This is a genomic window from Streptomyces sp. NTH33 (assembly GCF_003236365.1).
Taxonomy (GTDB): Bacteria; Actinomycetota; Actinomycetes; order Streptomycetales; family Streptomycetaceae; genus Streptomyces.
In genome coordinates, this window is record NZ_POTZ01000086.1 from 1 (window position 1) to 19,643 (window position 19,643).

General features: G+C 67.3%; 33 protein-coding genes. 1 reads left to right on the forward strand and 32 read right to left on the reverse strand.

The features are described from left to right. Nucleotides 1-7: 7 nt before the first annotated feature. From truA to rpsJ, 31 genes are all read right to left on the reverse strand, one after another. On the reverse strand, nucleotides 8-862 hold the full coding sequence (truA, locus tag C1I97_RS11535; protein WP_111003139.1) for a tRNA pseudouridine(38-40) synthase TruA: 855 nt from the start codon (nucleotides 860-862) through the stop codon (nucleotides 8-10). Nucleotides 863-963: 101 nt separating this feature from the next. Beyond that, a complete protein-coding gene (gene rplQ, locus C1I97_RS11540; RefSeq protein ID WP_111003140.1) occupies nucleotides 964-1,491 on the reverse strand; it encodes a 50S ribosomal protein L17 in 528 nt (175 codons plus the stop codon). Between the two features lie 204 nt (nucleotides 1,492-1,695). Continuing rightward, nucleotides 1,696-2,718 (reverse strand): DNA-directed RNA polymerase subunit alpha, encoded by a 1,023-nt coding sequence (locus tag C1I97_RS11545; RefSeq protein ID WP_003966937.1) that lies wholly within the window; start codon nucleotides 2,716-2,718, stop codon nucleotides 1,696-1,698. Between the two features lie 256 nt (nucleotides 2,719-2,974). Continuing rightward, the gene (gene rpsK, locus C1I97_RS11550) at nucleotides 2,975-3,379 is read right to left on the reverse strand and encodes a 30S ribosomal protein S11 (protein WP_003956432.1); all 405 of its coding nucleotides are present in this window, start codon (nucleotides 3,377-3,379) and stop codon (nucleotides 2,975-2,977) included. A 69-nt stretch (nucleotides 3,380-3,448) separates the two neighbouring features. Further along, entirely contained in the window at nucleotides 3,449-3,829 is a 381-nt protein-coding gene (rpsM, locus tag C1I97_RS11555) for a 30S ribosomal protein S13 (protein ID WP_073951475.1), read from the reverse strand. Between the two features lie 199 nt (nucleotides 3,830-4,028). Beyond that, nucleotides 4,029-4,142 carry a 50S ribosomal protein L36 gene (gene rpmJ, locus C1I97_RS11560; protein WP_003974245.1) on the reverse strand — a complete coding sequence of 38 codons (114 nt, stop codon included), beginning with the start codon at nucleotides 4,140-4,142 and terminating at the stop codon, nucleotides 4,029-4,031. Between the two features lie 79 nt (nucleotides 4,143-4,221). Then, the gene (gene infA, locus C1I97_RS11565; protein ID WP_003948620.1) at nucleotides 4,222-4,443 is read right to left on the reverse strand and encodes a translation initiation factor IF-1; all 222 of its coding nucleotides are present in this window, start codon (nucleotides 4,441-4,443) and stop codon (nucleotides 4,222-4,224) included. A 233-nt stretch (nucleotides 4,444-4,676) separates the two neighbouring features. After that, complete coding sequence (gene map, locus C1I97_RS11570) at nucleotides 4,677-5,513, reverse strand: type I methionyl aminopeptidase (protein ID WP_111003141.1); 837 nt, start codon at nucleotides 5,511-5,513, stop codon at nucleotides 4,677-4,679. Between the two features lie 168 nt (nucleotides 5,514-5,681). Continuing rightward, nucleotides 5,682-6,332 (reverse strand): adenylate kinase, encoded by a 651-nt coding sequence (locus C1I97_RS11575; RefSeq protein WP_111003142.1) that lies wholly within the window; start codon nucleotides 6,330-6,332, stop codon nucleotides 5,682-5,684. Next, nucleotides 6,332-7,645 carry a preprotein translocase subunit SecY gene (gene secY / locus C1I97_RS11580; RefSeq protein ID WP_111003143.1) on the reverse strand — a complete coding sequence of 438 codons (1,314 nt, stop codon included), beginning with the start codon at nucleotides 7,643-7,645 and terminating at the stop codon, nucleotides 6,332-6,334. The genes C1I97_RS11575 and secY overlap by 1 nt, the downstream gene beginning before the upstream one ends. Before the next feature lie 182 nt (nucleotides 7,646-7,827). Continuing rightward, nucleotides 7,828-8,283 carry a 50S ribosomal protein L15 gene (rplO, locus tag C1I97_RS11585; RefSeq protein WP_073951479.1) on the reverse strand — a complete coding sequence of 152 codons (456 nt, stop codon included), beginning with the start codon at nucleotides 8,281-8,283 and terminating at the stop codon, nucleotides 7,828-7,830. Between the two features lie 2 nt (nucleotides 8,284-8,285). Continuing rightward, a complete protein-coding gene (gene rpmD, locus C1I97_RS11590) occupies nucleotides 8,286-8,468 on the reverse strand; it encodes a 50S ribosomal protein L30 (protein WP_073951480.1) in 183 nt (60 codons plus the stop codon). Between the two features lie 2 nt (nucleotides 8,469-8,470). Further along, nucleotides 8,471-9,076, reverse strand: coding sequence for a 30S ribosomal protein S5 (rpsE, locus tag C1I97_RS11595; protein WP_073951481.1), 606 nt, complete (start codon nucleotides 9,074-9,076; stop codon nucleotides 8,471-8,473). 65 nt (nucleotides 9,077-9,141) lie between these two features. Next, nucleotides 9,142-9,525 carry a 50S ribosomal protein L18 gene (gene rplR, locus C1I97_RS11600; RefSeq protein ID WP_111003144.1) on the reverse strand — a complete coding sequence of 128 codons (384 nt, stop codon included), beginning with the start codon at nucleotides 9,523-9,525 and terminating at the stop codon, nucleotides 9,142-9,144. Between the two features lie 3 nt (nucleotides 9,526-9,528). Further along, nucleotides 9,529-10,068, reverse strand: a complete 540-nt coding sequence (gene rplF, locus C1I97_RS11605) for a 50S ribosomal protein L6 (RefSeq protein WP_111003145.1) — start codon at nucleotides 10,066-10,068, stop codon at nucleotides 9,529-9,531. Between the two features lie 24 nt (nucleotides 10,069-10,092). Continuing rightward, complete coding sequence (gene rpsH / locus C1I97_RS11610; RefSeq protein ID WP_111003146.1) at nucleotides 10,093-10,491, reverse strand: 30S ribosomal protein S8; 399 nt, start codon at nucleotides 10,489-10,491, stop codon at nucleotides 10,093-10,095. A gap of 211 nt (nucleotides 10,492-10,702) precedes the next feature. Beyond that, the gene (locus tag C1I97_RS11620; protein WP_024491590.1) at nucleotides 10,703-10,888 is read right to left on the reverse strand and encodes a type Z 30S ribosomal protein S14; all 186 of its coding nucleotides are present in this window, start codon (nucleotides 10,886-10,888) and stop codon (nucleotides 10,703-10,705) included. Nucleotides 10,889-10,893: 5 nt separating this feature from the next. After that, nucleotides 10,894-11,454, reverse strand: coding sequence for a 50S ribosomal protein L5 (gene rplE, locus C1I97_RS11625; protein WP_073951485.1), 561 nt, complete (start codon nucleotides 11,452-11,454; stop codon nucleotides 10,894-10,896). Further along, nucleotides 11,454-11,777: a 50S ribosomal protein L24 gene (rplX, locus tag C1I97_RS11630; RefSeq protein ID WP_111003147.1), complete on the reverse strand. Its 324-nt coding sequence runs from the start codon at nucleotides 11,775-11,777 to the stop codon at nucleotides 11,454-11,456. The genes rplE and rplX overlap by 1 nt, the downstream gene beginning before the upstream one ends. A 2-nt stretch (nucleotides 11,778-11,779) precedes the next feature. After that, on the reverse strand, nucleotides 11,780-12,148 hold the full coding sequence (gene rplN, locus C1I97_RS11635; protein ID WP_003998823.1) for a 50S ribosomal protein L14: 369 nt from the start codon (nucleotides 12,146-12,148) through the stop codon (nucleotides 11,780-11,782). A 193-nt stretch (nucleotides 12,149-12,341) separates the two neighbouring features. After that, on the reverse strand, nucleotides 12,342-12,629 hold the full coding sequence (gene rpsQ, locus C1I97_RS11640; RefSeq protein ID WP_073951487.1) for a 30S ribosomal protein S17: 288 nt from the start codon (nucleotides 12,627-12,629) through the stop codon (nucleotides 12,342-12,344). Continuing rightward, nucleotides 12,629-12,853 carry a 50S ribosomal protein L29 gene (gene rpmC, locus C1I97_RS11645; protein ID WP_018564811.1) on the reverse strand — a complete coding sequence of 75 codons (225 nt, stop codon included), beginning with the start codon at nucleotides 12,851-12,853 and terminating at the stop codon, nucleotides 12,629-12,631. The genes rpsQ and rpmC overlap by 1 nt, the downstream gene beginning before the upstream one ends. Then, nucleotides 12,853-13,272, reverse strand: coding sequence for a 50S ribosomal protein L16 (gene rplP, locus C1I97_RS11650; protein ID WP_111003148.1), 420 nt, complete (start codon nucleotides 13,270-13,272; stop codon nucleotides 12,853-12,855). The genes rpmC and rplP overlap by 1 nt, the downstream gene beginning before the upstream one ends. Nucleotides 13,273-13,277: 5 nt before the next feature. Continuing rightward, nucleotides 13,278-14,108: a 30S ribosomal protein S3 gene (gene rpsC / locus C1I97_RS11655; protein ID WP_073951488.1), complete on the reverse strand. Its 831-nt coding sequence runs from the start codon at nucleotides 14,106-14,108 to the stop codon at nucleotides 13,278-13,280. Next, nucleotides 14,108-14,455, reverse strand: a complete 348-nt coding sequence (gene rplV, locus C1I97_RS11660; RefSeq protein ID WP_111003149.1) for a 50S ribosomal protein L22 — start codon at nucleotides 14,453-14,455, stop codon at nucleotides 14,108-14,110. Before rplV ends, rpsC begins: the two co-directional genes overlap by 1 nt. A gap of 42 nt (nucleotides 14,456-14,497) precedes the next feature. Beyond that, the gene (gene rpsS, locus C1I97_RS11665) at nucleotides 14,498-14,779 is read right to left on the reverse strand and encodes a 30S ribosomal protein S19 (RefSeq protein WP_023547380.1); all 282 of its coding nucleotides are present in this window, start codon (nucleotides 14,777-14,779) and stop codon (nucleotides 14,498-14,500) included. A gap of 12 nt (nucleotides 14,780-14,791) precedes the next feature. Beyond that, complete coding sequence (gene rplB / locus C1I97_RS11670; RefSeq protein WP_111003150.1) at nucleotides 14,792-15,628, reverse strand: 50S ribosomal protein L2; 837 nt, start codon at nucleotides 15,626-15,628, stop codon at nucleotides 14,792-14,794. Between the two features lie 53 nt (nucleotides 15,629-15,681). After that, entirely contained in the window at nucleotides 15,682-16,101 is a 420-nt protein-coding gene (rplW, locus tag C1I97_RS11675; RefSeq protein ID WP_111003151.1) for a 50S ribosomal protein L23, read from the reverse strand. Then, nucleotides 16,101-16,760 carry a 50S ribosomal protein L4 gene (gene rplD / locus C1I97_RS11680; protein WP_111003152.1) on the reverse strand — a complete coding sequence of 220 codons (660 nt, stop codon included), beginning with the start codon at nucleotides 16,758-16,760 and terminating at the stop codon, nucleotides 16,101-16,103. Before rplD ends, rplW begins: the two co-directional genes overlap by 1 nt. Nucleotides 16,761-16,768: 8 nt before the next feature. After that, complete coding sequence (gene rplC / locus C1I97_RS11685) at nucleotides 16,769-17,413, reverse strand: 50S ribosomal protein L3 (protein ID WP_111003153.1); 645 nt, start codon at nucleotides 17,411-17,413, stop codon at nucleotides 16,769-16,771. A gap of 18 nt (nucleotides 17,414-17,431) precedes the next feature. Then, a complete protein-coding gene (rpsJ, locus tag C1I97_RS11690; RefSeq protein WP_003948644.1) occupies nucleotides 17,432-17,740 on the reverse strand; it encodes a 30S ribosomal protein S10 in 309 nt (102 codons plus the stop codon). Between the two features lie 611 nt (nucleotides 17,741-18,351). Between rpsJ and C1I97_RS11695 the strand changes: the two genes are divergently transcribed. Next, nucleotides 18,352-18,903 carry an EF-hand domain-containing protein gene (locus tag C1I97_RS11695; protein WP_111003154.1) on the forward strand — a complete coding sequence of 184 codons (552 nt, stop codon included), beginning with the start codon at nucleotides 18,352-18,354 and terminating at the stop codon, nucleotides 18,901-18,903. A 266-nt stretch (nucleotides 18,904-19,169) separates the two neighbouring features. Here C1I97_RS11695 and C1I97_RS42460 read toward each other — a convergent pair whose 3' ends face one another. Then, nucleotides 19,170-19,640, reverse strand: a complete 471-nt coding sequence (locus C1I97_RS42460) for a DUF4365 domain-containing protein (RefSeq protein WP_111003155.1) — start codon at nucleotides 19,638-19,640, stop codon at nucleotides 19,170-19,172. Between the last annotated feature and the right edge of the window lie 3 nt (nucleotides 19,641-19,643).

A 19,643-nucleotide genomic window follows, 5' to 3' on the forward strand; every position in this document is an offset into this window, starting at 1 on the left:
CGGCCCCTCAGCAGCAGCCCGCCCCCGGCAGCGACCGCTTGTTGCGCGCCTCGCGGCTCCGCGCGGCCAGCAGCTCGTCGGCCGGGTACCCGACCTCCTCCAGGGTCAGCCCGTGCGGCCGTACGACATGCACGGCGGAGTCCCGCACCCCCGCGGCCAGGACCTTCCCGGGCCAGTCGGGCGCACGGTGCCCGTCCCCCACGAACAGCAGCGCCCCGATGAGCGAGCGCACCATGTTGTGGCAGAACGCGTCGGCCCGGACGGTGGCGGTGATGATCCCGTCGTCCCCGCGCCGAAGGCTCAGCTCCTGCAGCGTACGGATCGTGGTCGCGCCCTCGCGCTTCTTGCAGTACGCGGCGAAGTCGTGCTCGCCCAGGAGCCGCTGGGCGGCCTCGTTCATGGCGTCGACGTCGAGCGGCCAGTCGTGCCAGAGGACGTGGTTCCGCAGCAACGGGTCGACGCCGCCGGGGTTGTCGGTGACGCGGTAGGCGTAGCGGCGCCAGACGGCGGAGAAACGGGCGTTGAAGCCGCTGGGCGCGGGGCGCAGGGCCCAGACCCGCACGTCCCGGGGCAGCCGTCCGGCGAGCCGCTTCAGCAGCTTCTCGTGGTGCTCGCGCCACACCTGCTCGGGCAGGTCCACGTGGGCCACCTGACCCCGCGCGTGCACCCCGGCGTCGGTGCGCCCGGCCACGGTCAGCTCGTACGTCCGCGTCGACCGCGTGACCGTGCGCAGCGCGTCCTCGATCTCCCCCTGCACGGTCCGCCGACCGCCGGCCTGCTTGGCCCAGCCGTGGAACCCGGTGCCGTCGTACGACAGGTCGAGACGGACGCGGACACAACCGGGCTGTACTTCGTCACTCACGTACAGATCCTCTCAGGTGCGCGAGCACACACGTACGCGCGTACGCGAAAGCGGGCCCGCCCCGCAGGGGGCGGACCCGCTCAAGCACGAGAGCGTACCGATCAGGCGTCCTTGGACTCCTCGGCAGCGGCCTCGCCGGCCTTGGCGTCCTCGACCGGGGCCTCCTCGGCCTTGGTCTCCTCGGCCTTCGGCTCCTCCACCTTGGCCTCGGCCTCCTTGACCGCACGCTTGGTGGCGGCCTCGGCCTCACCCACGGCCTTCTGCTGCACCGTCAGCGCCTCGACCAGCTCGATGACAGCCATGGGCGCGTTGTCGCCACGGCGGTTGCCGATCTTGGTGATACGGGTGTAGCCACCGGGACGGTTCTCGTACCGCGGGCCGATCTCGGTGAAGAGCGTGTGGACGATGCCCTTGTCCGTGATGACCTGGAGCACCTGACGGCGGTTGTGAAGGTCGCCCTTCTTCGCCTTGGTGATCAGACGCTCGGCGTACGGGCGCAGGCGGCGGGCCTTCGCCTCGGTGGTGGTGATACGGCCGTGCTCGAACAGCGACCTCGCGAGGTTCGCGAGCATCAGCTTCTCGTGCGCGGCACTGCCGCCCAGACGGGCACCCTTGGCGGGCTTCGGCATGGTTCTTCTCCTGTGTGTCTGCCCCGGCCGTACCAGGTACCGGGGTCAGTATCCGAGCGGGCGGGTTTGCCCGTCGGAGATCCAGGTGCCCCCGGAGGGGCACCTGGAAGGGGCGCGGGACGGAGTCGATATGCGGCTCCGCCGCGTGGGCGCGACCAGCCACAGCGCACCCGCACCCAAGATCAGGCAGTCGACCCCGAGCTCTCAGTACTGCTCGGTCTCGACGAAGCCTGCGTCCGCATCGTCGTCCGCGCCGAACGCGTCCGCCGCGGCGGTCGGGTCGAATCCGGGCGGGGAGTCCTTCAGGGCCAGCCCCATCCCTGCCAGCTTCGCCTTGACCTCGTCGATGGACTTCGCACCGAAGTTGCGGATGTCCAGCAGGTCCGCCTCGGAACGAGCGACGAGCTCACCCACCGAGTGGATGCCCTCACGCTTGAGGCAGTTGTACGACCGAACGGTGAGCTCGAGCTCCTCGATCGGCAGAGCGAGATCGGCGGCCAGGGCGGCGTCCGTCGGGGACGGGCCCATGTCGATGCCCTCGGCGTCGATGTTCAGCTCGCGGGCGAGACCGAACAGCTCGACCAGGGTCTTGCCCGCGGAGGCCATGGCGTCCCGCGGACGCATCGCCTGCTTGGTCTCGACGTCGACGATCAGCTTGTCGAAGTCGGTGCGCTGCTCGACACGCGTGGCCTCGACCTTGTACGTGACCTTCAGCACCGGCGAGTAGATCGAGTCGACCGGGATGCGGCCGATCTCCTGGCCCACCTGCTTGTTCTGCACGGCGGAGACGTAGCCGCGACCGCGCTCGACGGTCAGCTCCATCTCCAGCTTGCCCTTGCCGTTGAGCGTGGCGAGGACGAGGTCGGGGTTGTGCACCTCGACACCGGCCGGCGGCGCGATGTCGGCGGCGGTGACCAGACCCGGGCCCTGCTTGCGCAGGTACATCACCACGGGCTCGTCGTGCTCGGAGGAGACGACCAGCTGCTTGATGTTGAGGATCAGGTCGGTGACGTCCTCCTTGACGCCCGGCACGGTGGTGAACTCGTGCAGGACGCCGTCGATGCGGATGGACGTGACCGCCGCACCCGGGATCGAGGAGAGGAGCGTACGGCGCAGGGAGTTGCCGAGGGTGTAGCCGAAGCCCGGCTCCAGCGGCTCGATCACGAACCGGGAGCGGAACTCGTCGACGACCTCTTCGGTCAACGAGGGTCGCTGAGCGATCAGCATGTGTGGATCAGATCCTTCAGTCGTGGGCGCCCGCTATATGACGCCCGACCAGGCCGCACCGGACAACAAGGTGCGGGTACTGCAAGGGTACGGGCGGTACGGCCCGTATACGGACCGTACCGCCCGGACACCCACTGCCGTGAAGCGGCGAACGCGTCAGACGCGGCGGCGCTTCGGCGGACGGCAGCCGTGCTGCGAAATCGTGGGGGACGACCCCCACACCCCCAGCCGGAAGCCGGACCGCCGAGGCCGAACGTCAGACGCGGCGGCGCTTCGGCGGACGGCAGCCGTTGTGCGGGGTCGGGGTGACGTCCTGGATGGAGCCGACCTCGAGACCGGTCGCCTGCAGCGAACGGATGGCGGTCTCACGGCCGGAGCCCGGACCCTTGACGAACACGTCGACCTTGCGCATGCCGTGCTCCTGGGCGCGGCGGGCAGCCGACTCGGCGGCCATCTGCGCGGCGAACGGCGTGGACTTCCGGGAGCCCTTGAAGCCGACGTGGCCGGCGGAGGCCCAGGAGATCACGTTGCCGGACGGGTCGGTGATCGAAACGATGGTGTTGTTGAACGTGCTCTTGATGTGGGCGTGGCCGTGAGCGACGTTCTTCTTTTCCTTGCGGCGCACCTTCTTGGCAGCGCCCTGACGTCCCTTGGGGGGCATGTCGAAAACTCCTACGGGAGGTGATCGGTCCTACAGCGAAGACCGCTGGACGGCGAGTGTCGCTGCGGACTACTTCTTGCCCGGCTTCTTCTTGCCGGCGATGGCGCGACGCGGGCCCTTGCGGGTACGGGCGTTGGTGCTGGTGCGCTGACCGCGGACGGGCAGACCGCGGCGGTGCCGCAGACCCTGGTAGCAGCCGATCTCGACCTTGCGGCGGATGTCGGCCTGGATCTCGCGACGGAGGTCACCCTCGGTCTTGATGTTGTTGTCGACGTACTCGCGGATCGCGACGAGCTGCTCTTCGGTCAGCTCGCGGACGCGGGTGTTCGGGTCGATGCCGGTGGCGGCCAGCGTCTGCTGGGAGAGGGTCCGGCCAATGCCGAACACGTAGGTGAGGGCGACCTCCACGCGCTTTTCGCGCGGGATGTCAACACCGGAAACGCGTGCCATTCAATGGCTCCAGTTGATCTTCGGAGGTCTTCCACAGAACCGGCTCCCAGTCCGCCGTACCAGGTACGGACCGGGTCCCCGGCCTCCGAACCGGGGGTGTCGAGCGGAGAGCTCCGCTCGGGTCCTGCGTATGAACATATTCAGCTCGCGTCGCGCGAATCCCTGCGATGGTGATGCAGAGGGTGCGGTCGGTCGTGCGTCAGCCCTGGCGCTGCTTGTGGCGCGGGTTGTCGCAGATGACCATGACCCGGCCGTGACGGCGGATCACCCTGCACTTGTCGCAGATCTTCTTGACGCTCGGCTTGACCTTCATGGGGTGAGGTTCTCCGGGTCAGTGCCACCATCCCGCCGGAGCGGAATGCGCACCCCGCGGGTGCGGGGTGCGGGCAGATCTACTTGTACCGGTAGACGATCCGGCCACGCGTCAGGTCGTACGGAGACAGCTCCACCACGACCCGGTCGTCAGGGAGGATGCGGATGTAGTGCATGCGCATCTTGCCGCTGATGTGTGCCAGGACCTGGTGGCCGTTCTGGAGCTCGACCTTGAACATGGCGTTCGGCAGAGACTCGACGACAGTGCCCTCGATCTCGATGGCACCTTGCTTCTTGGCCACGCTTCGCCCTTCGAATCGACTACCTTGATCGACTCCCGCCACACCGCTTCCTGCGCGCAGGCATGCGGGTACACAAGAGCCGACGAGTCAGTCTACGTCAGCGCTCCGCGAAACACGAATCGAGAAAGCCTGCCCCACTCCGGAGATCCTTATGCAAGGAGATCCGGCGCCACCGTGACGCCGGCCTCTCCTCACCGCCGGTCGGAGGCCGGCGGTCGCGGCCCCGGGCGCCGTCAGGCCAGAGGATCCGGTGCCGCCGTGATGCCGTACTCGGCCAGCTTCGCCCTGCCCCCGTCGGGGGCCGTCAGGACCAGGGGGCCCTCGGGCGTCAGGGCCACCGAGTGCTCCCAGTGGGAGGACCAGGTGCCGTCCGTCGTGACGACCGTCCAGTCGTCCTCGAGGACCTGGGTCTTCGGGGTGCCGAGGGAGACCATCGGCTCGATGGCGAGGCAGAAGCCGGGGACCAGCTTGGGGCCCTTGCCGCGGCGGCGGTCGACGTAGTTCAGCAGGTGCGGGTCCATGTGCATCTCGGTGCCGATGCCGTGGCCGCCGTAGTCCTCGATGATCCCGTAACGGCCGCCGCCCGGCTTCGGCTGGCGGCGGATGTACGTCTCGACGGCCCGCGAGATGTCGACGAGGCGGTTGCCCTGCCGCATCGCCGCGATGCCGGCCCACATCGACTCCTCGGTCACCCGGGAGAGCTCGACCAGCTCCGAGGCGTGACCGGACCCCACGAAGGCGGTGTAGGCCGCGTCGCCGTGCCAGCCGTCGATGATCGCGCCGCAGTCGATGGAGATGACGTCGCCGTCCTTGAGGACGACGTCGTCGGAGGGGATGCCGTGGACGACGACCTCGTTCACGGAGGTGCAGATCGTCGCCGGGAAGCCGCCGTAGCCGAGGAAGTTCGGCTTGGCGTTGTGCTCCGCGAGCACCTTGCGCGCCACCCGGTCCAGGTCCTTGGTGGTCGCCCCGGGCACCGCCGCCTCCCGGGTGGCCGCGTGAATCGCGGCGACGACCAGCCCCGCCTCACGCATCTTGGCGATCTGCTCGGGGGACTTGATCTGCACCATGGGGACTACGGCCTTTCTCGGACCGGAAAGAGGACGGACACCTTCAACAATACGGGTGGGTGCCGCGGCACCCGGCAGGCGCGGGCGAGTGCACCCGCCCCCACAGCACAGCCGCGGCCCCTCGCAGAGGAACCGCGGCTGCAACCGGCGTAGCGGACTACTTCGCGGCTAGCCGCGCTTCAGCGCGCCCAGCGCCCGCCGTGTGATCTCGTCCACCGGCCCCAGCGAGGAGATCGTCACGACCAGCCCCTGCGCCTTGTAGTAGTCGATGATCGGCTCGGTCTGCGTGTGGTAGACCTCCAGCCGCTTGCGGACGGTCCCCTCCGAGTCGTCGTCCCGCTGGTACAGCTCCCCGCCGCAGACGTCGCAGACGCCCTCCTCCTTCGACGGGCTGTACGTCACGTGGAAGACGTGCGCCGAGTCCTTCCGGCAGATCCGCCGCCCGGCGATCCGCTTGACGATCTCCTCCTCGGGCACCTCGAGGTCGAGGACCGCGTCCAGCTTGATGCCCTCGGTCCGCAGCAGCTCGTCCAGCGTCTCGGCCTGCGAGACGTTGCGGGGGAAACCGTCCAGCAGGAAGCCGCCCTCGGCGTCCGGCTGCTCCATGCGGTCCTTGGCCATGGCGATGGTGACCTCGTCGGGCACCAGGGTGCCCGCGTCCATGTAGGACTTCGCGAGCTTGCCGAGCTCCGTCTGCCGGCTGATGTTGGCGCGGAACAGGTCGCCCGTCGAGATGTGCGGAACGCGCAGCTTCTCGGCCAGGCGTGTGGCCTGTGTTCCTTTGCCGGCACCCGGCGGCCCGACGAGGACGATTCGCATCAGCGGAGGAACCCTTCGTAATTGCGCTGCTGGAGTTGGCTCTCGATCTGCTTCACCGTCTCGAGACCGACACCCACGATGATCAGGATGCTGGTCCCGCCGAAGGGGAAGTTCTGGTTTGCGCCGAACCCGACCAACGCCATTGTCGGTACGAGAGCGATCAGTCCCAGATACAGCGAACCCGGCCAGGTGATCCGGTTGAGTACGTACGAGAGGTACTCAGCGGTCGGTCGGCCAGCCCGGATGCCCGGGATGAAACCACCATACTTCTTCATGTTGTCCGCGACTTCTTCGGGGTTGAAGGAGATCGCCACGTAGAAGAACGCGAAGAACACGATGAGCAAGAAGTACAGAGTGATGTAAATCGGGTGATCGCCCTTCACCAGGTTCTGCTGGATCCAGGTCTTCCATCCCGAGTTGCCCCCGGAGAACTGGGCGACCAGAGCCGGGATGTAGAGCAGCGACGACGCGAAGATGACGGGGATCACACCCGCCTGGTTCACCTTGAGCGGGATGTACGTGGACGTACCACCGTAGGAACGGCGGCCGATCATGCGCTTGGCGTACTGCACCGGAATGCGGCGCTGGGCCTGCTCGACGAAGACGACCAGGCCGACCATGACCAGACCGACGAGAATGACCGTTCCGAATTCGATCCAGCCGTCGGCGAGCTTGCCCTGCTTCTTGATCGCCCACAGCGCGGACGGGAAGGTCGCGGCGATCGAGATGAACATCAGGATCGACATGCCGTTGCCGATACCGCGGTCGGTGATGAGCTCGCCCAGCCACATGACCACGGCCGTACCGGTGGTCATGACGATCACCATGACGATCGTGTTGTAGATCGACTGGTCCGGGACGATGCTGCCCGCGGCCGTGCACCCGGAGAACAGGGCGCCGCTGCGGGCGGTGGCCACCAGGCCGGTGCCCTGCAGGACGGCGAGCGCCACCGTCAGGTAACGGGTGTACTGGGTGATCTTCGCCGTACCGGCCTGGCCCTCCTTCTTGAGGGCCTCCAGCCGCGGGATCACCACAGTGAGCAGCTGCAGAATGATGCTCGCCGTGATGTACGGCATGATGCCCAGCGCGAAGACCGTGATCTGCAGCAGTGCGCCGCCGCTGAACATGTTCACCAGGCCGAAGAGACCCTGGTTGCCCGAGGCCTCCTTCACACACTGCTGGACGGCCTGGTAGTTGACGCCGGGAATCGGGATGTGGGTACCGACTCGGTACACCACGATGATGCCGAGCGTGAAGAGCAGCTTCTTGCGCAGGTCGGGCGTCCTGAACGCCCGGGCGAAGCCGGTGAGCACGGTGCCTCCTGCGACCCCCCACGCAAGTGCGTCAAGGGTGACGGTCTTGAGGTTCGACGGAAAAGAACAGTGCAGGCCACCTTACCGGCGACACTGCCCCCCTTGGAACGACCAACCGGGGATACCTCATTGTGAGGTATCCCCGGTCGGGATCGTTCATGTCATCGAGACGTCCGAGGGTGTCAGACGAGCTCGGTGACGGTACCGCCGGCGGCGGTGATCTTCTCCTTGGCGGAGCCGGAGACGGCGTCGACCGTCACCTGCAGCGCCACGGAGACCTCGCCCTGGCCGAGGACCTTGACGAGGCTGTTCTTGCGAACGGCGCCCTTGGCCACCAGGTCCTCGACCGTCACCTCGCCGCCCTCGGGGTAGAGCGCGGCCAGCTTGTCGAGGTTCACGACCTGGTACTCGGTCTTGAACGGGTTCTTGAAGCCCTTCAGCTTCGGGAGGCGCATGTGCAGCGGCATCTGGCCGCCCTCGAAGCTCTCCGGAACCTGGTAGCGGGCCTTGGTGCCCTTGGTGCCACGACCGGCCGTCTTACCCTTCGACGCCTCACCACGACCCACACGGGTCTTGGCGGTCTTGGCGCCGGGGGCGGGACGGAGGTTGTGGATCTTCAGCGGGTTCTGCTCCGCCATGATCAGTCGACCTCCTCGACCGTCACGAGGTGGCGGACGGTGTGCACCATGCCGCGGAACTCGGGACGGTCCTCCTTGACGACCACGTCGCCGAGCTTCTTGAGCCCGAGCGTACGCAGGGTGTCGCGGTGGTTCTGCTTGCTGCCGATGTAGGACTTGACCTGCGTGATCTTGAGCTGCGCCATGATTACGCACCCGCCCCGGCACGCGCACGCAGCAGGGCCGCGGGGGCCACGTCCTCCAGCGGCAGACCGCGGCGGGCCGCGATCGCCTCGGGACGCTGCAGGCCCTTGAGGGCCTCCACCGTGGCGTGCACGATGTTGATCTGGTTGTCGGAGCCGAGCGACTTCGACAGCACGTCGTGGATACCGGCGCACTCGAGCACGGCGCGCACCGGACCACCGGCGATCACGCCGGTACCGGGCGACGCGGGCTTGAGCAGCACGACGCCGGCAGCCTTCTCACCCTGGATCGGGTGCGGGATGGTGCCCTGGATCCGGGGGACCTTGAAGAAGTGCTTCTTGGCCTCCTCCACACCCTTGGCGATGGCGGCCGGCACCTCCTTGGCCTTGCCGTATCCGACACCCACGGTGCCGTCACCGTCGCCCACCACGACCAGCGCGGTGAAGCTGAAGCGACGACCACCCTTCACAACCTTGGCGACGCGGTTGATCGCGACGACGCGCTCGACGTACGCGGTCTTCTCGGCGGCAGCTGCGCCGCCGTCACGGCCCTTCCGGTCCCGCCGCTCGCCGCCACCGGCACCGCCACCGCGGCGCTGGGGTCCAGCCATTGGAATTACCTCTCTCTGTTTCCGCTAGCTCGCAGCAACGATCAGTCGCTGCCGCGACGGGCGACTCAGAACTTCAGTCCGGCCTCGCGGGCGGCGTCCGCCAGGGCGGCGATGCGCCCGGCGTACTGGTTGCCACCACGGTCGAACACGACGGCCTCGACACCGGCGGCCTTGGCGCGCTCGGCGACCAGGGCACCGACCTGCTTGGCCTGCGCGGACTTGTCGCCCTCGCCACCGCGGATCGAGTTGTCCAGGGTGGACGCCGACGCCAGGGTGTGGCCCTTGAGGTCGTCGATCACCTGCGCCACGATGTGGCGGTTGGAGCGGGTCACGACCAGACGGGGGCGCTCCGCCGTACCGGAGACCTTCTTGCGGATCCGGATGTGGCGGCGCTTGATCGCGGCGCGCTTGTAGGCGTCGCCCTTGAGGATCTTCTGCCCGTATGCCATGGCTTACTTACCCGCCTTTCCGACCTTGCGGCGGATGACTTCACCCTCGTACTTGACGCCCTTGGCCTTGTACGGGTCGGGCTTGCGCAGCTTGCGGATGTTGGCCGCGGTCTCGCCGACCTTCTGCTTGTCGATGCCCTCGACCTGGAAGCGGGTCGGGGTCTCCACCTTGAAGGTGATGCCCTCGGGCGCCTCAACGGTGATCGGGTGGCTGTAGCCGAGCGCGAACTCCAGGTTCGAGCCCTTGGCGGTCACGCGGTAACCGACACCACTGATCTCGAGCTTCTTCACGTAACCCTGGGTCACGCCGGTGATCATGTTCGCCACCAGCGTGCGGGACAGGCCGTGCAGGGCCTTGTTCTGACGCTCGTCGTTGGGGCGGGTCACCTGCAGGGTGCCGTCCTCGCCCTTGACGATCTCGATCGGCGCGACGACGGTGTGGGTCAGCTCGCCCTTGGGGCCCTTGACCGAGACCGTACGGCCGTCGATGGTGACGTCCACGCCGGCGGGAACCGCGATGGGGAGCTTGCCGATGCGCGACATAGCTGTTTCCTCCGTTCCCTTCCGTTACCAGACGTAGGCGAGGACTTCCCCACCCACGCCCTTCTTGCCGGCCTGCTTGTCGGTGAGGAGCCCGTGGGACGTGGAGATGATCGCCACGCCGAGGCCGCCGAGCACCTTCGGCAGGTTGGTGGACTTCGCGTACACCCGGAGACCGGGCTTGGAGATCCGCTTGATGCCCGCGATGGAGCGCTCACGGTTCGGGCCGTACTTCAGCTCGAGGACGAGGTTCTTGCCGACCTCGGCGTCCTCGGTCTTCCAGCCCGTGATGAAGCCCTCCTGCTGGAGGATCTCCGCGATGTGGGACTTGATCTTGGACGCCGGCATCGACACGGTGTCGTGGTACGCCGAGTTCGCGTTCCGCAGACGTGTGAGCATGTCTGCGATCGGATCAGTCATGGTCATGAATTGGCCTTCGGCCTCTCTCGCCGGGGTTTCCTGGTGCGCCATCCCTCTCCCCGATCCGAGACGGGACGGGTGCGGCGCGGTGGACCTACGGCGTAGTAAGTCGTACGGCACGGCAGGTGCCCAACCCCGCAAGCCTAAGGCATGCGGAGCGGGCCTCCTGCCGTCCCAGTTGCTTACCGAGAGTCCTGGGGGTCCGGAACAGCCCGGATTACCAGGAGCTCTTGGTCACGCCCGGCAGCTCGCCACGGTGAGCCATCTCACGAAGGCACACGCGGCACAGGCCGAACTTGCGGTACACGGAGTGCGGACGACCGCAGCGCTGGCAGCGGGTGTAGCCACGCACACCGAACTTGGGCTTGCGAGCAGCCTTCGCGATAAGGGACTTCTTCGCCATCTCGCTCACGCCTCCTTGAACGGGAAGCCGAGGTGACGGAGAAGGGCGCGGCCCTCTTCGTCGTTGGTCGCCGTGGTGACCACGGTGATGTCCATACCCCGGACACGGTCGATCTTGTCCTGGTCGATCTCGTGGAACATGACCTGCTCCGTGAGACCGAAGGTGTAGTTGCCACGGCCGTCGAACTGCTTGGGGGACAGGCCGCGGAAGTCGCGGATGCGCGGCAGCGCGAGCGACAGGGTGCGGTCCAGGAACTCCCACATGCGGTCGCCACGGAGCGTGACGTGGGCACCGATCGGCTGGCCCTCGCGCAGCTTGAACTGCGCGATGGACTTGCGGGCCTTGGTGACGGCCGGCTTCTGACCGGTGATCGTGGTGAGGTCGCGGATGGCGCCCTCGATCAGCTTGGAGTCGCGGGCGGCGTCGCCCACACCCATGTTGACCACGATCTTGACGAGGCCCGGGACCTGCATGACGTTCTCGTACTTGAACTCGTCACGCAGCTTCTGGACGATCTCGCCCCTGTACTTCTGCTTCAGACGCGGAGTCACGGTGGTGGTCGTCATCAGATGTCCTCACCCGTCCGCTTGGCAACGCGGATCTTGTTGCCGTTGTCGTCGAAGCGGTAACCGACGCGGGTCACGACCTTCTTGCCGTCCTTCTCCACGACCAGCTGGACGTTGGAGACGTGGATCGGCGCCTCGGTGGTGACGATGCCGCCGGCCTGGGAACCGCGGGCGGTCGGACCGGCCTTGGTGTGCTTCTTGACCCGGTTGACACCCTCGACCAGGACACGCTCGTCGCGCGGGTAAGCGGCGATGACCTTGCCCTGCTTGCCCTTGTCCTTGCCGGTGATGACCTGGACCAGGTCACCCTTCTTGATCTTCATGCTCACAGCACCTCCGGCGCGAGGGAGATGATCTTCATGAACTTCTTCTCGCGCAGCTCACGGCCCACGGGGCCGAAGATACGGGTGCCACGAGGGTCGCCGTCGTTCTTGAGGATGACGGCGGCGTTCTCGTCGAAGCGGATGTACGAGCCGTCCGGGCGGCGGCGCTCCTTGACGGTGCGAACGATGACCGCCTTGACGACGTCACCCTTCTTCACGTTGCCACCGGGGATCGCGTCCTTGACGGTGGCGACGATGACGTCACCGATGCCCGCGTAGCGGCGACCGGAGCCACCGAGCACACGGATGCAAAGGATTTCCTTCGCTCCCGTGTTGTCGGCGACACGCAGTCGCGACTCCTGCTGGATCACGTCTATCTCCTGATCGTCTGCCGGTTCCCGCAGGGCCCTTCACGGGCGGCCCTGCGAGCCTGGCGGAACTGTCCTGCGGGTCGTTCCCGCAGGAATTACTTGTGCCTCTGTGCGGGCGGAAACCCACGCCGGGGGCTGCCCACCGCGTGGTGGAGCCCCCAGCGGGGGTCAGCGGGGGCCGGGCCCCCGCTTCTTACTTCGCCTTCTCGAGGATCTCGACGACGCGCCAGCGCTTCGTCGCGGACAGCGGCCGGGTCTCCATCAGGAGGACGCGGTCGCCGACACCCGCGGCGTTCTGCTCGTCGTGTGCCTTGAGCTTCTCGGTACGGCGGATGACCTTGCCGTACAGCGCGTGCTTGACGCGGTCCTCGACGGCGACGACGACGGTCTTGTCCATCTTGTCGCTGACGACCAGACCCTCACGGGTCTTGCGGAAGCTGCGCTGCTCCGTCTTGTTCTCAGTCACGTTGCTCTCGCTCATCAGGCGTTCTCCACCGTTTCGATGCCCAGCTCACGCTCGCGCATCAGGGTGTAGATCCGCGCGATGTCCTTGCGGACCGCCTTCAGACGGCCGTGGTTCTCGAGCTGACCGGTCGCCGCCTGGAAGCGGAGGTTGAACAGCTCTTCCTTGGCCTCGCGGAGCTTGCCCAGAAGCTCCTCGTTGCCCAGCTCGCGCAGCTCGGACGCCTTGGTACCGGCCGACATCACGCTTCACCTGCCTCGCGCTTGACGATCCGGCACTTCATCGGCAGCTTGTGGGCCGCACGGGTCAGCGCCTCACGGGCGATCTTCTCGTTGGGGTACGACAGCTCGAACATCACGCGTCCGGGCTTGACGTTCGCGACCCACCACTCCGGCGAACCCTTACCGGAACCCATGCGGGTCTCGGCGGGCTTCTTGGTCAGCGGGCGGTCCGGGTAGATGTTGATCCAGACCTTGCCGCCACGCTTGATGTGGCGGGTCATGGCGATACGAGCCGCCTCGATCTGGCGGTTCGTCACGTACGCCGGGGTCATCGCCTGGATGCCGTACTCGCCGAACGCAACCTGCGTTCCACCCTTGGACATACCGTTGCGCTTCGGGTGGTGCTGCTTGCGGTGCTTGACCCTACGGGGGATCAGCATGTCGGTCAGGCCTCCGTTCCGGTGCTCTCAGCCGGAGCAGAGGCGGCCGGAGCCTCGGCCTTGGGGGCCTCGGCGGCGGGAGCCGACTGCTGCTGCGGCTTGCGACCGCGCCGCTCGCCACCGCGGCCACCACGGGCCGGGCGGTCGGCGCCACCACGGGCCGGGCGGTTGCCGGCGCGGGCAGCGGCGTTCTCGGCGCGGACCTCGGCGATGTTCTTGACGTCGCCCTTGTAGATCCAGACCTTCACACCGATGCGGCCGAAGGTCGTCTTGGCCTCGAAGAAGCCGTAGTCCACGTTCGCGCGGAGCGTGTGCAGGGGCACGCGGCCCTCGCGGTAGAACTCCGAGCGGGACATCTCGGCGCCGCCGAGGCGGCCACCGCACTGGATCTTGATGCCCTTGGCGCCGGCCTTCATCGCCGACTGCATGCTCTTGCGCATGGCACGGCGGAAGGAGACGCGGGAGGAGAGCTGCTCGGCGACGGCCTGGGCCACGAGCTGAGCGTCGGTCTCGGGGTTCTTGACCTCGAGGATGTTCAGCTGGACCTGCTTGCCCGTGAGCTTCTCGAGGTCGCCGCGGATGCGGTCGGCCTCGGCGCCACGGCGGCCGATGACGATGCCCGGACGCGCGGTGTGGATGTCCACGCGGACGCGGTCACGGGTGCGCTCGATCTCCACCTTGGAGATGCCGGCGCGCTCCATGCCGGACGTCATCATCCGGCGGATGGCGACGTCTTCCTTGACGTAGTCCTTGTACAGCTTGTCGGCGTACCAACGCGACTTGAAGTCGGTCGTGACACCGAGCCGGAACCCGTGCGGGTTTACCTTCTGGCCCATTACCGGGTTCCTTCCTTGCTGCTGACGACCACGGTGATGTGGCTGGTCCGCTTGCGGATCCGGTAGGCGCGGCCCTGGGCACGCGGACGGAACCGCTTCAGGGTCGGGCCCTCGTCGACGTACGCCTCGGAGATGTAGAGGCTGTCGGCGTCGGTGTGGTCGTAGTTGTGCGCGGCGTTGGCGATGGCGCTGTCGAGCACCTTGCCCACCGGAACCGAGGCTGCCTGCGGAGCGAATCGCAGGACGGCCTGGGCCTCCGTGGCGTCCATGCCACGGATGAGGTCCACCACGCGGCGGGCCTTCATGGGCGTGACGCGGAGGTACCGCGCCTGGGCCCTGGCTTCCATGGTTGTCCCTTCAGTTACTTACGTGTCTGAATGCGATCCGCTTTAGCGGCGCTTCGACTTCCGGTCTTCCTTGACGTGACCCCGGAAGGTGCGCGTCGGCGAGAACTCGCCGAGCTTGTGGCCGACCATCGACTCGGTGACGAACACCGGGATGTGGGTCTTGCCGTTGTGCACCGCGAGCGTGTGGCCCAGCATGGCCGGGACGATCATCGAGCGGCGGGACCAGGTCTTGATGACGTTCTTGGTGCCGGCTTCGTTCTGGGCGTCCACCTTCTTGATCAGGTGGTCGTCGACGAAGGGCCCCTTCTTCAGGCTACGAGGCATCTCAACCCGTCCTTAGCGCTTCTTGTTCGTCTTGCGGCGGCGGACGATGTACTTGTTCGACGCCTTCTTGGGCGAACGAGTACGGCCTTCCTTCTTGCCCCACGGGGACACCGGGTGGCGACCACCGGAGGTACGGCCCTCACCACCACCGTGCGGGTGGTCCACCGGGTTCATGACCACACCACGCACGGTCGGGCGGACGCCCAGCCAGCGCTTGCGGCCGGCCTTGCCCCAGTTGATGTTCGACTGCTCGGCGTTGCCGACCTCGCCGATGGTGGCGCGGCAGCGGACGTCGACCAGGCGGATCTCACCGGACGGCATGCGCAGGTGGGCCATCGAGCCCTCCTTCGCGAGCAGCTGCACGGAGGCACCGGCCGAACGGGCGATCTTGGCGCCGCCGCCGGGGCGGAGCTCGATCGCGTGGATCGTGGTACCGACCGGCATGTTGCGCAGGGCCATGTTGTTGCCCGGCTTGATGTCGGCCCCGGGACCGTTCTCGACGCGGTCGCCCTGCTGCATGCCGCGCGGCGCGATGATGTAGCGCTTCTCGCCGTCGGCGTAGTGCAGCAGCGCGATGTGCGCGGTGCGGTTGGGGTCGTACTCGATGTGCGCGACCTTCGCCGGCACGCCGTCCTTGTCGTGACGACGGAAGTCGATCACGCGGTAGGCGCGCTTGTGGCCGCCGCCCTGGTGGCGGACGGTCACACGACCGGAATTGTTACGGCCGCCCTTGCTGTGCAGGGGACGGACCAGCGACTTCTCCGGCGTGGACCGCGTGATCTCGACGAAGTCGGCGACGCTGGCGCCACGACGGCCAGGAGTCGTCGGCTTGTACTTGCGGATACCCATTGTCTCTCAGTCCTCGGAAATGATCCGGACTATCTGGACGCTCCGAACCGCCGTCAGGCGGTCGGACCGCCGAAGATGTCGATACGGTCGCCCTCGGCGAGGGTCACGATCGCGCGCTTGGTGGCGGCACGCTGGCCGAAACCGGTCTTGGTCCGCTTGCGCTTGCCCTGACGGTTGATCGTGTTGACCCCGGTGACCTTGACCTCGAAGACCGCCTGGACGGCCTCCTTGATCTGGGTCTTGTTGGCACGCGGGTCGACGACGAACGTGTACTTGTTCTCGTCGAGGAGTGCGTAGCTCTTCTCCGAGACGACCGGCTTGATCAGGACGTCACGGGGGTCCGTGTACGACTTGCTCAGCGGGGTCTCGACGGTGTTCTTGCCCTCGGCGGCGTGGCGGCGCGCCTTGGCGACACGCGCGGCCTTGGCGGCCTTGGCCGCCTTGGAGGCGATGCTCGGGTGACGCGTAGCCATCAGGCCTCGCTCCCTTCGTTGTCGTTGGCCTTGTTCGGGCCGGCGACGAAGGACTCGAAAGCGGCCTTGGTGAAGACCACGTCGTCCGAGACGAGAACGTCGTACGTGTTCAGCTGGCCCGGCTCCAGGATGTGGACCTGGGGCAGGTTGCGGGCGGACAGCCACGCGGCCTCGTCGGAGCGGTCGACGACGAGCAGCAGGTTCTTGCGCTCGCTGATCTTGCCGAACAGGCTCTTGGCGGCCTTGGTGGAGGGGGTCTCGCCCTCGATCACGCCGGTGACGACGTGGATGCGGTTGTGGCGGGCCCGGTCGGTGAGGGCGTGGCGCAGGGCCGCGGCCTTCATCTTCTTCGGGGTCCGCTGCGAGTAGTCGCGCGGCTGCGGGCCGTGGACGACGCCACCGCCGGCGAACTGCGGCGCGCGGACCGAGCCCTGACGGGCGCGGCCGGTGCCCTTCTGGCGGTACGGCTTGCGGCCACCGCCACGGACTTCGCCGCGGGTCTTGGTCTTGTGGGTGCCCTGACGGGCAGCGGCCAGCTGTGCGACGACGACCTGGTGGATCAGCGGGATGCTGACCTTCTCGACGCCGAAGATCTCCGCGGGGAGCTCGACGCTACCGGCCTTCTCGCCGGCCGGCGAAAGGATGTCAACAGTGCTCATCGGTTACCTCAGGCCCCCTTGGCCGCGGTGCGGACCAGGACGAGGCCGCCGTTCGGACCGGGAACCGCGCCCTTGATGAGCAGCAGACCCTTCTCCGCGTCAACGGCGTGGACGGTCAGGTTCTGGGTGGTGACCCGCTCGTTGCCCATACGGCCCGCCATGCGCTGGCCCTTGAACACGCGGCCCGGGGTGGCGCAGCCACCGATGGAGCCGGGGGCGCGGTGCACGCGCTTGGCACCGTGGCCCGCGCCGAGGCCACCGAAGTTGTGGCGCTTCATGACACCGGCGAAGCCCTTGCCCTTGCTCTTGCCGGTGACGTCGACCTTGACGCCGGCCTCGAACACCTCGGCGGTGATCTCCTGGCCGAGCGTGTACTCGGCGGCGTCCGCGGTGCGGATCTCGACGAGGTGACGACGGGGGGTGACGTCGGCCTTCGCGAAGTGGCCCTTGAGGGGCTTGTTCACCTTGCGCGGGTCGATCTCGCCGAAGGCGAGCTGGACGGACTCGTAGCCGTCGACGTCGTTGGTACGGACCTGGGTGACGACGTTCGGCCCGGCCTTGACGACGGTGACCGGGACGACACGGTTGTTCTCGTCCCAGACCTGCGTCATACCGAGCTTCTCGCCCAGGATGCCCTTGATCTGCTTAGCCATCTCTCAGATCACCGCGCCTCAGAGCTTGATCTCGATGTCGACACCGGCCGGGAGGTCGAGTCGCATCAGAGAGTCAACGGTCTTGGGGGTCGGGTCGAGGATGTCGATCAGGCGCTTGTGCGTGCGCATCTCGAAGTGCTCGCGCGAGTCCTTGTACTTGTGAGGCGACTTGATGACGCAGTACACGTTCTTCTCAGTGGGCAGCGGCACCGGGCCCGCGACCGACGCACCAGTGCGGGTCACCGTCTCGACGATCTTCTTCGCCGAGGAGTCGATGACCTCGTGGTCGTAGGCCTTGAGCCGGATGCGGATCTTCTGTCCCGCCATGGCTACTCCGTAGTCCTGTCTCTTCTCACGCTCTGGAACCCGGTGTTCCCTTACTTTCCTCCGACCCACGCGGTCGGGCGTGTCGCAGTCCCGCTGACACAGATGCCCCTTGTTTCGAACACCCCTGCGGGATTGCAACGGCCTGCCACAACCGCGAGCCGGGGGCTGAAGACCCACCGGGCGCCTGGCCGGCGTCGCACCCACACTTCCCGGAAGATTCCCGTACGTCCGCCCCAGCGCTGCCGTGAGGCAGTTAGGACGACGAGTACCGTGGGACTCGCTTCCGGTCCTCCCGGCGGGAGGCGCGCGGCATCAACGCTCGACCGAGCAACTCGGACAGTCTGCCACAGTGAACACGGCGCTGGCCAATCGGACCGGGGAGAATACCCCGGGAGCGGCATGACTCAAACGCGGACCCCTGGCCGCACGGCCGGAGCCGCGCCTCGTCCGCGCACACGAAGTGAGCTGGGCCGTCCGGCAGACAGTTCGCGTCATCGGGTGATCATGGCGCCAACGCGAACCTTTTGTGGCCTTTTCTGATGATCTCGTGGCTAGCCTCGGGCCGGTCCGCAGAAGCGCACCACCACGCCACCCCCCACGAGAGGACGCCCATGGCCACCGCCACCCTCGACCCGATCGCCGTGAAGCTGGACGCGATGTTCAACGCCACCGACAGCGACGGCGACGGTTACGTCGACTGGAGCGACTACCAGCGGATCATCGACCGCTACCTGAGCGCCTACAACATCAGCAGGGAGGACCGCAGGGCGCAGGCGCTGACGGCCATGTACCAGATGTACTGGATGGAGCTGCTGCGCCACGCGGACGGCACCGGCCGCCTGGACAAGGAGCAGTACCACCACGCGAACCGTGCGGCGAGCGTCGACATCAGCCGCTTCAACATGGTCGAGGGCCTCTCGCACGCCATCTTCGACGTCATGGACATCGACGGCGGCAACACCATCAGCAAGGACGAGTTCCAGCGGTACCTGAAGGTGTGGGACATCACCTCCCCGGACGCCGTGGAGGCGTTCCACGAGATGGACCTCGACGGCGACGGAACCATCAGCCGGCACGAGTTCATCCGCGCGGTCAGGGAGTTCTTCTACTCCCCGAACCTGAACTCCCCGGGCAGCCTGCTCTTCGGGCACCTCGGCAGGTGACACGGATACGGGGTGCGGCCGGAGTCATGGGAGGTGACTCCGGCCGCACGCCCCCGACCGTACGGACCTCGGGATCAGTCGTTCGTGTGCACCACCGTGAACGCGCTGACCGGCTCCAGCCGGGCTCTGCCGCCCTGGACCACCAGGTCTCCGCGCACCGCCACCTCGTGCCCCTCGCGGTGAGCGAAAGCGGCCTTGCCGCATTCATCCCCGGCCTGAAGGCCGGGGCTTTCTGCAAGATAGTCGGTAATCCTCGGGGCCGAGGATCATCCGGACGCGGCGGCTCCGCGGCTCACCTCGACCCACGCGCTCCGGTCGTCGGGGACGATGACGAGGAACAGGAAGCGCGGGTCGTACCAGTCCCGTCCGGCCAGCAGGTTGTAGTTGTGCACCCTGAGCGGGTAGCGCCAGGTCTGCGAGCCGTCCTCCGGCTCGGCCCGGCTGCGGCTCCAGCACCTGACCTGCGCGAGGATCCTGGGGTGCTTGCACCCACCGTCACTGCTCGGATACGTGAACTCCCAGTCGACACCGCGCCGGTCCCGCGAGGGTTGTGAACCGTTGCCGGTTGACAGTGGTCGAGCGTGTTCTGGTGCGCAGGAGCGAGTGTCGCGATGGCGGTGCGCGGGGCGGCAGGCGGCAGGGCGACGGGCGTTCTGGTCTCGAATGCGTGACCTTTGACCAGGGTGCTCGTTGGATGCGGTGAGGACTTCTTCGGGTGTCGGGCGGGGGTGGGTAATGGG